The following is a 12,432-nucleotide window of genomic DNA, read 5'->3' as shown; positions in this document are numbered from 1 at the left end:
TCTCAAAAAAAGCAGTAACAAAAATCAATCTATCTATAAAACAGATAATTAACCAGAACAGAAAATACTGTGTTAAAGCTCTAAGCTCATTAGCAAATCGTTGCATCCCTTCGTGTAAAAATAAAACAGGCAAATTTACATTAATTTACATGAAATACGGGCTAATTACTTAGTAATATGAAGAAAAGATTAAAAAAGTATAAATCCTGCGTTATGCTTTGCTTCACTACAATAACCACCTCTTCTGCTTAGGAGGATCATCAATGAACTTATTGTTTAGCCTTTATTCATAACTTCTTTTTGTTTGAGAACAAGATCAATGGATTACTAAGGAAAATAACATAGAATTCCTTACTTTTGTGTTCCTTAAAAGTTTGAATACAAAAATTTAAAATGAGCATAGCGAAAACTTACAATCCAAAAGAAGCTGAAGAAAAATGGTACAGCTATTGGAAAGCGAATGGATTTTTCCGTTCCACCCCGGACGAACGTGAACCTTACACGATTGTGATGCCTCCTCCGAATGTCACGGGAGTATTGCACATGGGGCATATGCTGAATAATACCATTCAAGACGTTTTGATTCGCCGAGCACGTATGCAGGGAAAAAACGCTTGTTGGGTACCGGGGACCGATCACGCCTCCATTGCAACTGAAGCTAAGGTCGTCGCTATGTTGAAAGAACAAGGAATTGACAAACGATCTTTATCACGTGAAGATTTCTTAAAACATGCTTGGGAATGGAAGGAAAAATACGGTGGTATTATTCTAAAACAACTCGAAAAACTTGGCGCTTCCTGTGACTGGGATCGCACACGTTTTACCATGGATCCGGAATTATATCAATCTGTTATCCGCGTATTCGTCGATCTATATCATAAAGGATTGATTTATCGCGGTTACCGCATGGTCAACTGGGATCCTGAAGCAAAAACAAATATCTCAGACGAAGAGGTTATTTATAAAGAGAAAAACGGCAAATTATACCACCTGAAATATCAGGTTGAGGGAACAGATCAATATATTGTTGTGGCGACTACCCGCCCTGAAACCATCTTTGGTGACACAGCCGTGTGTATCAATCCCAATGATGAGCGCTACACCTGGTTAAAAGGAAAGCAAGTCATTGTTCCGATCGTTGGTAGAAAAGTGAACATCATTGAAGATGAATATGTGGATTTGGAGTTTGGTACAGGATGCCTTAAAGTTACTCCAGCGCACGATGTGAATGACTACGCACTAGGTAAAAAGCACAACCTGGAATTTGTCGACATCTTTACCGACGAAGCAAAACTGAACGACAATGGCCTGCATTACGCTGGTATGGATCGTTTTAAAGTCCGTAAGGAAATCGAGAAAGAGCTTGAAGAAAAAGGATTGTTGGAGCAAGTTGAAAACTATACCAATAATGTTGGAACTTCAGAGCGAACAGGTGCTGTTATTGAGCCTAAAATTTCCAATCAGTGGTTCCTTAAAATGGAAGACTTGGCAAAACCTGCATTGGATAATGTCATGGACGATACCATTAAATTTCATCCGACGAAATTCAAAAATATTTACCGCAACTGGATGGAGAATATTACCGACTGGAATATCTCAAGACAATTGTGGTGGGGACACCAAATACCGGCGTATTTCTATGGCGATGGTAACGAAGATTTTGTGGTTGCACAAACGGTTGAAGAAGCCCTTGTTTTAGCGCAGGAAAAATCAGGTAATACAACGCTTCAATTGACAGATCTACGTCAAGATGAGGATGTGCTTGATACCTGGTTTTCAGCTTGGCTATGGCCAATTTCGGTTTTCAATGGCATCAACGAACCAGAAAATGCAGAAATCAACTACTATTACCCTACGCAAGATTTAGTCACTGCCCCAGACATCATTTTCTTTTGGGTAGCACGTATGATCGTTTCAGGATATGAATTCCGCGGACAATTGCCTTTTGAAAATGTTTATTTCACAGGTATTGTACGCGACAAACTGGGCCGTAAAATGTCTAAATCACTGGGCAACTCTCCTGATCCGATTGATTTGATGAACGAATATGGTGCAGATGCAACGCGGATGGGAATGTTATTGACTGCTCCAGCAGGTAATGACCTTCCATTTGATGTAGAACTTTGTGTACAGGGCCGTAATTTTGCCAATAAGATCTGGAATGCCTTCCGCTTGGTTAAAGGCTGGGAAATTACAACTACTCCAGCTTCGGATTCAGATAAGATTTCGGCATCTTGGTTTGAGGCAAGGTTAAATCAAGCTCTGGTCGATATCGAAGAAAACTTCAAACACTATCGTTTATCAGATGCACTGATGACAACCTACAAATTGGTATGGGATGACTTCTGTGCTTGGTACCTTGAATTAGTGAAACCGGCTTATGGCTCCCCTATTTCTAGCGAAACCTTAGAAACAGTAAAATCTTTTTTCCAACGTATACTCACTTTAGTACATCCTTTCATGCCTTTCCTAACAGAAGAATTGTGGCATGACGAACTGTTCGGTGTAAAAGACGAGAAAGATTGTATTATCGTAGCCCCTTATCCTACAGCGAATGATTTTGATGAGCAGCTTATAAAAGATTTCGCTATCGCTCAACAGATTATTTCGGAAGTTCGGAATATTCGCAATTCTAAAGGTATCTCCCCTAAAGTTGCTTTACCATTAGCAATCAATCAACAATCGGACATCAACCTGGAGCAATATATTGATATCATCACCAAGATTGCAAACCTGGAGGGTGTAACTTTTGTTTCCGAAAAAATAACTGGTGCGGCAAGTTTCCTTGCCGGCAAAGACGAATGTTATGTTACCTTGGAAAATAATATTGATGCGGATGCGGAGCGTGAGCGTATTACCAAAGAATTGGAATACTTAGAAGGCTTCCTTATATCTGTAGACAAAAAGCTTTCCAATGAACGGTTTGTGCAAAATGCAAAACCCGAAATTGTCGAAAACGAAAAAAGTAAAAAGGCAGATGCCGAAGCGAAGATTAAAATTCTTCAGGAAAGCTTAACAGCATTAGGTTAATAGCTACGCTATAAATCTCGAAAAGTCCCGCGCAATGCACGGGACTTTTTTTATGTTTATCGAGAGATCATATTCGGAGCTCATTCGGTACTTCTTCGGTACTTCTTCGGAGCTTGTTCGGTGCTTCTTCGGTTATGAGCGAATAAGCACCGTTAAATATCCGAAGTATATCCGATAAAAAACCGCATTAAGAGTGGATATGATTGACAATTGTACCCCACGAAGAGCACGAACTTTCACGAAAGAGCCAAACGGACGGCTCAAGTAAATTTTGATCCGTCATGCACAGGCCATGTATAGCACAAGGATATACGATAAAACTTTTGAATCAAGAAGCAAAGCGCTTTGCTCTATTCCAAAATAGCAATACAGTTTATTAATAACCAAAGATCAACCATGCTGATAACTTTATATAAATTCCTGTAAAAAAATGAATAACTTTATAAGAGCGAACTTAAATTATATCATTATGGGATTCAAAGAGACATTTCAGATTAACGGTGAAAACCTTTTACAAAAGATCAAAGAAATCATTGCTGAGGGCAATGTGAGCAAAATCAGCATTTCGGACAAACATGGCAAAGAAATCATGAGCTTTCCTGTCACCATTGGTGCCATAGGTTTGATCTTAGCACCTGTCTTTGCAGCAATTGGCGCTGTAGCCGCATTGCTTACAGAATGTACGATCACCGTAGAACGAAATACAAACAAAGACGAAGAAGAAAAAGAAGATAACAGCACTGATCCCCCTACAACGATAACCGTAAAATAATCAATTTAAAATCGACCGTTATGAAGATCTTTAAAAATATACTTTGTATTTTATTTGCCTTGCTATTCATCAATGCAGGGCTGGATAAACTTTTTCATTATATGCCTACGCCACCAATGGATATGGACATGAAAAAAGTATTTGAGGCTTTTGCCACGATCAAATGGCTAATGCCACTGGTTGGAATCATCGAACTCTTGGGCGGTTTATTGTTTATTTTCCCAAAAACGAGAACACTGGGTGCACTGGTCATCTTCCCAATACTCATTGGTATTTTTACCCACAACATGATTTTTTACAGCCAAATGGGACTAATTATTTGGGCTGTACTTTTCATTATTTGGCTATGGGTGGTATTCGAAAACTGGGGCAAGTATAAAAAACTGATGGAATAATTGCTTATATTCTTCTCCAAACGAATATCGAGCAGGATAATGCATCTATTAAATACCTATTACTTTGACAAATTGATAGGTATTTAATGTTTTTATTAACATAAAATTAAAAAACAAAAAACTTTGTACGACTAGAATGGTTTGGTCAATTATTTGATGTGTTTTTAGAACATTCCCACGATAAAATGATTTTATACAAGGGAAATGAAGAACTGTCTAATATTTGCTAGCAAGTATAGCACATAAATTAAACTTGCATTTACACGCAAATTTATCTTAGTTTGCTGAAATCGTGGCGATATACGTTATATATCTGAAAACTTAGCAAACTTTTTTCCGTTTTAATTTTTATTAATAGATACTTAAATCAAATTATACGTTGAACAGATTTACCCGAATTGCTTTCAAAACAATATTGTGGATTATTGGAGTAATAATTGCGCTGGCTATTTTAATCGTATTTTTAATCAGAATACCCTCCGTTCAGAATTATATTGCCGGAAAAGTAACGCAATATGTAGAGGGAAAGATTGGTACACCTGTTAAAATTGGCTACATTAATATTGATTTCCCTAAAAAACTGGTTTTACAGGATATCTATTTAGCTGACCAAAGCAAGGATACCTTAGTGGCAGGAAAAAGCATAGCTGTCGATATCAACATGCTAAAACTTCTGAAAAATACCGTTGAAATTCAGAGCATTGAAGCAGAAGGAATCACGGCAAAAATTCGACGTACATTGCCAGACAGTTCATTCAACTTTGATTATATTGTTAAAGCTTTCGCTTCTCAAAAAGAAAGCAAACCGACTGCAGACAGCAGTTCAGCCCTTCTATTTAACCTCGATAAAGTCAAATTTGATAAATTTCATATTGTCTATGCCGATGATGTTATTGGAACGAGTGCTGATGTTTATCTGAACAGCCTAAATACCAACATCAAGAAGTTCGACCTCACAAAAAACATGGCCTTCAATCTGCCCAAAGTGAAGGTAGATGGTCTGAGTGCCACAGTGAAACAGTGGCGACCAGTTGTTGATGGCACGGCACCCACGGTCAAAGATTTTGGTATTACAGATAAAACGGCACAAGTAACCACCTTGCTTCCAGATGTCGGTATACAGATTGCTGACCTGACCAATATCTTAGTGCGCTATGAGGATCAATCTAGCCTGCTGAACACAAAATTTTATATCAAAAATCTTCATGCAGACATTAACAAGATCGACCTTAATAAAGAACTTGTCGATATTCAAACGATCAATCTTGACGGTTCAGACAATAACGTGCTCTTTGGAAAGATCCAGAAAAAAGTAAACACAGAAGCGAAAAACACCGCGGATACCACCAAAATAAACTGGGTTGTCTCAGCCAAAGAAATCCAAATCAACAATACAAGCTTAGCGTATAGAGACAACAATCAGGCCCGTATGAAAGGCTTTGATTACTTCAACATTAAGATCCCTGGAATGAAAACCAGTTTAAATGATCTTTACTATAGCGCCGATTCGATCAGTGGATCATTAAAAGAGCTTGTAGCCTCTGATCATTCCGGATTTGTGATCAAGCAATTGAAAGGGGATTTTAAGTATACAAATACCGGCGCAGAGATCAAAAACCTGTACGCAGAGACACCACGTACCCTATTGCGTGATTACTTAAAAGTAACCTATCCATCTTTGGATATTATTGCCAAAAAGCCAGAGCTGATCTATGTCAATGCAACGATCAAAAAGAGCCACGTAGATATGCGCGACATCTACTATTTTGCTCCTTTTTTGGATACCATGCAGGTGATGAAACCATTGATGGACAAAAAGTTTAATATTGATGGTCGCGTTGTGGGTAAGGTAAATGATTTAAATATTCCGGCAATTGATTTCCAGACTCTGTCCAATACACGTGTCATTGCAAGTCTGCATTTAAAGGGTCTACCCAATGTTGATAAAATGTCAATGGATCTTAATTTAAAGAAATTGACTACAGGACGTTCCGATATCGAAAAGCTGGTTTCAAAAAAAATGCTTCCTAGCGGAATAGAGCTGCCCAATACGATCGGCCTTACCGGAACTTTTAACGGTGGGATGAATGCCTTTAACACCAATCTTTCGCTGGTTACAGAGAAAGGAACAGCCAAATTCAATGGTAAAGTAGGCATGATAGGCCGGGATACAACCTATGATGCATTTGTCAGTATTCGTGATTTTGACATTGGTAAGATCATGAAAATGGACAGTACCTTAGGTATACTTTCATTTGAGGGAAAAATCAAAGGTCATGGAACAGATCCGAAGAAGCTTGTCGCCAATTTTGATGGCAAAGTAAATCGAATGGATGCTATGGGTTATCGTTATCAGAATATCGATATGAATCTCACTGCAGACAAAGGGGATATCAAAGCTTCTGTTGTCAGTCCCGATCCTAATATTCAATTGAAGTTAAATGCAACGGCCAACATGAAGGCCAAATATCCACAGGTGGATTTTGAGCTTATGGTAGATACCATTAATCTTAAAAACTTAAAATTAATGGATGATGAACTCAAATACCATGGTAAACTTGTGGGCAATTTCAGTTCAGCCGATCCAAATTTTTTAAATGGGGAGGCACATATCACCAATTCATCCATTCTTTACAACGACGCATATTATACTTTAGACAGCATTTCACTTGTTGCAAAAGCCGATACCAGCCGCAATTTGCTGCTACTCAAATCGGACTTTTTGAATGCCCATTTAGTCGGGAAATACAAAATTTTAGAGTTGCAGAATGCCATCCAAGACATTTTACAGGTATACTACCAGCCGGGAAAAGCTGTTAAAGTTCCTAAGTATGAACCTCAGAATATTGAGTTTTCAGCCCAATTGACCAGGACTAAATTTATAAAGGACTTCCTTCCGGAGCTGACGGAAATGTCTGATATTACGTTGGACGGTATGTTCAATAGTCAGTCAAAAACTATTCTTGCCAAGTTGGATGCCCCTAAAATCACGTATAATGGTACCGAGATCAATAACGTTACCCTGGATATTAATACCTTGGACAGTACACTTTACTACTCGGCCTTGATCAATAAAATCAAGGTGAGCAATATCGAACTGGTGAATACAGTTTTCAGCGGTAAAGTCATCCAAAATAATTTGGATTTTGGCCTTTGGATTAAGGACAAGAAAGAGAAAGAGCAGTATCATTTGGGCGCCAATATGCGCGTTGATAATGGAGCATTTGTTTTTAGTCTACTTCAGGATGGCCTTATGCTGAACTATGACAAGTGGACGATAAATCCAAACAACGTGCTCAAATTTGGAAGTACAGGTATTCAGGCCAATGACTTTATCTTAAGTAATAAAGGACAAGAGCTGAGTATATCATCGCAGGACAGTGTGCTCAATTCGCCACTCAACATTGCCTTTAAAAATTTCCGCATTGAGACATTAAGTAAAATGCTTGAAAGTGAAACAGTCGATCTTGGCGGCGGGATTAATGGTCAGGCAACCATATCACGTTTGGAAAGTAGCCCTGTATTTGTATCCGATCTTACGATCGACAAATTCTATATTGGACAAGATACTGTCGGTAATGTCAACATAAAAGTTAACAATGAAAAGGAAAACACCTATAATGCGAATATTAGTATCAGTGAAAATGGCAACAATGTCGTATTAAGTGGTGATTTTATAAATCCTCCAAAGGGAGAAGCAACCCTGGATTTCACCTTAGATATTGCGCCACTCTCCATGCAGACGGTTCAGGCATTCAGTTTGGGTTATCTAAAGGACTCGAAGGGAAATCTTGAAGGTCAGTTAAAAATAACGGGATCGCCATCCAAACCACTCATTAACGGCGATGTTAAGTTTAAAGATGCACAATTCAATATTGCTATGTTGAATGCACTTTTCAAAGCCAAAGATGAAACCATTCATCTGGATGAAAGGGGTATTACTTTCCCTAAATTTGCATTGGAAGACAAGAAAGGAAATATTGCCAAGGTAACGGGATCCATAGAAACCAAAACGTATACTGATTTTGATTTTAATCTCAATATCAATACAGACAATTTTGAGGTACTCAATTCAACACAAAGCGACAACGACATGTTCTATGGTAAAATGTATCTTACGTCGAACCTTCGCATTCGGGGGAATCTTGATAAGCCTATCGTTGATGGTACAATCAAGGTATTAGATGATACCGATTTCACCTTTGTTATGCCAAACGAGGATCCTGGGATGGCGGATCGTAAAGGTGTTGTCGAATTTGTTGATAAGAGTGATACCACAAGAGCCAACGTATTTGCAAAATTAGATTCGATGACCGTAACCCGTCTGACAGGAATCGACGTAGATCTGAATCTTCAAACGGATAAGGATGCCAAATTTAAAATTCTCTTGGATGCCGGCTCACAGGATGCACTGAATATCCAAGGAGAAGCGGAACTGAATGCAGGCATTGATGCGAGCAGCAAAATTACCTTGTCAGGTACATTTACCGTAGACAAAGGGAGCTATTCATTCAGTTTTGGTCCCGTAAAAAAAGATTTTACATTCCGAAAAGGAAGTACGATCACCTGGAACGGAGATCCCTTGGATGCGCAGCTTAATATCACAGCAGCATACACAACCAAAGCACCAACCCTGGAGCTTGTAGCGACGCAACTGGGATCGGAAAACGCTAATTTATACAAGCAACGTATTCCTTTCAATGTCTTGTTGAAGATTACAGACAAATTGTTCCAACCGCAACTTAATTTTGATATCGACTTGGACGAAAACAACTCAGTTGTTTCCCAAGATGTGATCAGCAAAGTAAATAACGCATTGACCACCTTGCGTGAAAATCCATCTGAACTGAACAAACAGGTCTTTTCACTCATCGTTTTAGGACGCTTTATGTCGACCAATCCATTTGAAAGTTTATCCGGTGGCGGCGGAACAGAAGCCATTGTCAGAAATAGCATCAGTTCATTCCTGAGCGGTCAATTGAACCGCCTTGCCTCCGAGCTTATCACCGGAGTAGAACTGGATTTCAACTTAACTTCGGAGGAAGATTATGCTACTGGAGCGGGCCAAACCCGAACAGATCTGAATATCGGTGTATCTAAAATGCTTTTAAATGATCGTCTAAAAATTACCGTTGGTTCTAATTTTGAAGTTGAAGGAAATACACGTCCGGGAGAAACCGCCAACAATATTGCTGGGGATATCCAATTGGATTATCAACTTTCGCAAGATGGTCGCTATTTTGCACGGGTATATCGTAAAAATCAATATCAGGTTACGCTCCAAGGCCAATATGTAGAAACAGGTATCGGATTTATCATCAATATGGATTACAACAGGTTCCGGGAAATCTGGATGAGTTCGAAAAAACTCAAAGCGTACTATGACACGAATAGCAAAGGTTTCAGAAAACGTTTTGATGTGGAACGTATGGAAACCGATTCAGTGTATCGTGATAGCGTACGCACAGTCATCAGAGATAGTTTGATGACCCATAGCCCTGAGTACAGAAAACGTATAGAGGAAAGAGAACAAGAGAAACGTAAACAACAGTTGGACTCCAGTAAAAACACGCCGAAAAGCGATAGTCCAAAATCAAATATAGATACCATCAGAACGACAGCTATAAAAAATGAAGATGAGGAAAGGAGTTATCATGCAAGCTAAACTAAAGTATATTGTTGGAATAGTTTCATTCGCTGCATTTATAGCATCCTGTTCTTCAACCAAGAATCTGAAAGAAGGGGAAAGCTTATATGTTAAAGGCAACGTGATAGTCGATTCGGACACCATCTCCAAGGAAAACAAGGAAAAGATTGCGACCCATTTAGAAGCGGCATTGATGCCCAAACCCAATAAACGTCTAGCTGGCGTACCATTCAAGTTGTACTTCAACAATATGGCCGGCGATTCTGTAGGGAATAATATCATTAAAAAATTTTTCAAGAAAATTGGTGAGAAACCGGTATTGTTGAGCGATGTCAATCGCGAGTACAATGAGAATCTACTGCGCAACCGTCTGGAGAATTTTGGTTTCTTTAATGCTGAAGTAAAATCTGACACTTTAGTTGAAAACAAAAAAGCAACAGTTAATTATACGGCCAAGCCAAATTTTATCTACCGAATAAGATCTGTTCAATTTGATATTGACAGCACAACGCAGCTGGGTAAAGATATTCGTTCGAGCTCCGATAAAAGTCTCTTACAGGTGGGCAAAAATTATAGCCTTGATGTTATCCTAAATGAGCGTGACCGCATCGACAATGACCTCAAAAATAAAGGGTATTATTATTTTAGCCCTGATTACATCCTGGTTCAGGTAGACAGTTCACACCGGAACAACAAGGTCGACATGTATGTTACTGTAAAGAAGGAAACACCGGCACAGGCGAGGGTACCGTCAAAGATCAATAAAATCTACGTTTACCCGAACTACACGGAAACAAGCTCTGGCTATCAGCGATCCACCCGTAACGCGGAACTATATGATAGCAGCTACTATTTTATAGATCGCCAGCATCTTTATAGAAAGCCTGTTATCGCGAATCATATCTTCTTCCACCCCGGCGACGTCTACAACCGTAATGCCCACAACCAAACCATCAGCCATCTGGTGAATCTCAATAGCTGGAAATTTGTCAAAAACAACTTTGTTGACAGCAAAGAAGTTCCCAATGCACTAGACGTCTACTACTACTTAACCCCATTGCCAAAAAAATCACTCCGCGTGGAACTTTTGGGAAAAATGGCTTCGGTATACAATGGTACAGAAGTTAATGTCAACTGGACTCTACGCAACGCATTTAAAGGCGCAGAGCAGTTAAGTTTTAATGTATTCGGTGGTTATGAAACCCAGACCGGTGGATCGGCTGACCTCAATTCGAGTTATTACCGTTACGGGATGGAGGCTACACTGACCTTTCCGCGGATATTGTCCCCTTTTGGAAGGATTTCTCCTACGCGACGTTTTATCCCGAAGACTTATGTCAAAGGCCGCTATGAATTTTTAAATCGCCGCAAAGCATATACCTTAAATTCCATCGCATTGGATTACGGTTATATCTGGCAGGAGTCTGAGGAGAAGCAGCACGATCTTGCTTTAATGGAGATTACCTATGTTCAGCCTAAAGGTATTTCTGAAAACTACCAAAAACAAATGGATACTATTCCGGCGTTAAGGCATGCAATAGATCCACAATTTACGATTGGCCCAAATTATAACTTCACGTTTCAAAACACGATGAAGCAGCATTTGAAAAATACATTTTATTTTAAAGGCAATCTGGACCTCTCGGGAAACATACTCGGTTTGATAAAAGGAGCAGATTTCAATAAAGGGAAAACGTTCAAATTGTTCGATGCTTACTTCTCCCAATACATCAAGATCAGTGGCGATGGCAGACACTATCTCAAATTGTCGGAGAATTCGCAGCTTGCCTCACGGGTCAGTTTAGGGTTAAGTTATTCCTATGGTAACTCTCGGTCACTTCCCTATTTAAAACAATATTATGTAGGCGGGCCTAACAGTATCCGGGCATTTGGTGCTCGTGCAATTGGACCAGGAATAGTAGCACCTGAAAAATTAAGCAACGGCCTCTTCTATGCCGATCAGACCGGTGATATCAAATTGGAACTTAACACAGAATACAGAGCTAAATTAGCAGGCTTTGTTCATTGGGCAGCATTCATTGATGCCGGGAATGTGTGGTTGCAACGGGATGATGTCAACAAGCCGGGCGGTAAGTTCAGCAAGAACTTTTTAAATGAATTAGCGGTCGGCGGTGGAGCTGGATTACGCTTCGACTTTACGTTTTTGATCATTCGTACAGATATGTCAATACCTTTCCGCATCCCCTATCTTCCAAAAGGAGAACGTTGGGTCTTTAAGGATATCGACTTTGGAAGTTCAAAATGGAGAAAGGATAATTTGATGTTCAACTTAGCCATCGGCTATCCGTTCTAGGATTTCAAATTTGATTTACACGATAGAAATAACAGGCTTGAACGAATTTCAGGCCTGTTATTTTTTTTGCTATTTTATAAAAGTCATTGACTTTCGACGGCGTTATCATGCGTTGTTACCACAAACCAATTCTCGTTCTATTTCTTATGTCAAAAAACAAGTTATTCCCGCTAAATACATTGATTTACTGACAATAATTGATTAAATTCAAGAATTATTTAGTAATCCACATAAATGCTCATGAAATATCCATTTAAAAAAAGTACAAGCATTC

At 39.2% G+C, this 12,432-nt stretch carries 5 protein-coding genes; all 5 read left to right on the top strand.

Features of this window, described 5'->3' with window-relative positions:
* The first annotated feature begins 393 nt into the window (after nt 1-393).
* The 5 genes from A9970_RS27470 (at nt 394) to A9970_RS27450 (ending at nt 12,158) form a co-directional block, all read left to right on the top strand.
* Nucleotides 394-3,030, top strand: a complete 2,637-nt coding sequence (locus A9970_RS27470; protein ID WP_182984405.1) for a valine--tRNA ligase — start codon at nt 394-396, stop codon at nt 3,028-3,030.
* Nucleotides 3,031-3,460: 430 nt separating this feature from the next.
* Entirely contained in the window at nt 3,461-3,802 is a 342-nt protein-coding gene (locus A9970_RS27465; RefSeq protein ID WP_240199716.1) for a DUF4342 domain-containing protein, read from the top strand.
* Between the two features lie 20 nt (nt 3,803-3,822).
* A complete protein-coding gene (locus A9970_RS27460) occupies nt 3,823-4,197 on the top strand; it encodes a DoxX family protein (protein WP_075994106.1) in 375 nt (124 codons plus the stop codon).
* 379 nt (nt 4,198-4,576) lie between these two features.
* Nucleotides 4,577-9,862 carry a translocation/assembly module TamB gene (locus A9970_RS27455; protein WP_182984404.1) on the top strand — a complete coding sequence of 1,762 codons (5,286 nt, stop codon included), beginning with the start codon at nt 4,577-4,579 and terminating at the stop codon, nt 9,860-9,862.
* Nucleotides 9,834-12,158 (top strand): BamA/TamA family outer membrane protein, encoded by a 2,325-nt coding sequence (locus tag A9970_RS27450; protein WP_259655499.1) that lies wholly within the window; start codon nt 9,834-9,836, stop codon nt 12,156-12,158. The genes A9970_RS27455 and A9970_RS27450 overlap by 29 nt, the downstream gene beginning before the upstream one ends.
* Nucleotides 12,159-12,432: the final 274 nt, after the last annotated feature.

The sequence above is a fragment of the Sphingobacterium sp. UME9 genome, from assembly GCF_014170215.1.
Taxonomy (GTDB): Bacteria; Bacteroidota; Bacteroidia; order Sphingobacteriales; family Sphingobacteriaceae; genus Sphingobacterium; species Sphingobacterium paramultivorum.
Note: the sequence above shows the minus strand (reverse complement) of the source record. Positions and strands in the feature narration are given on the sequence as shown.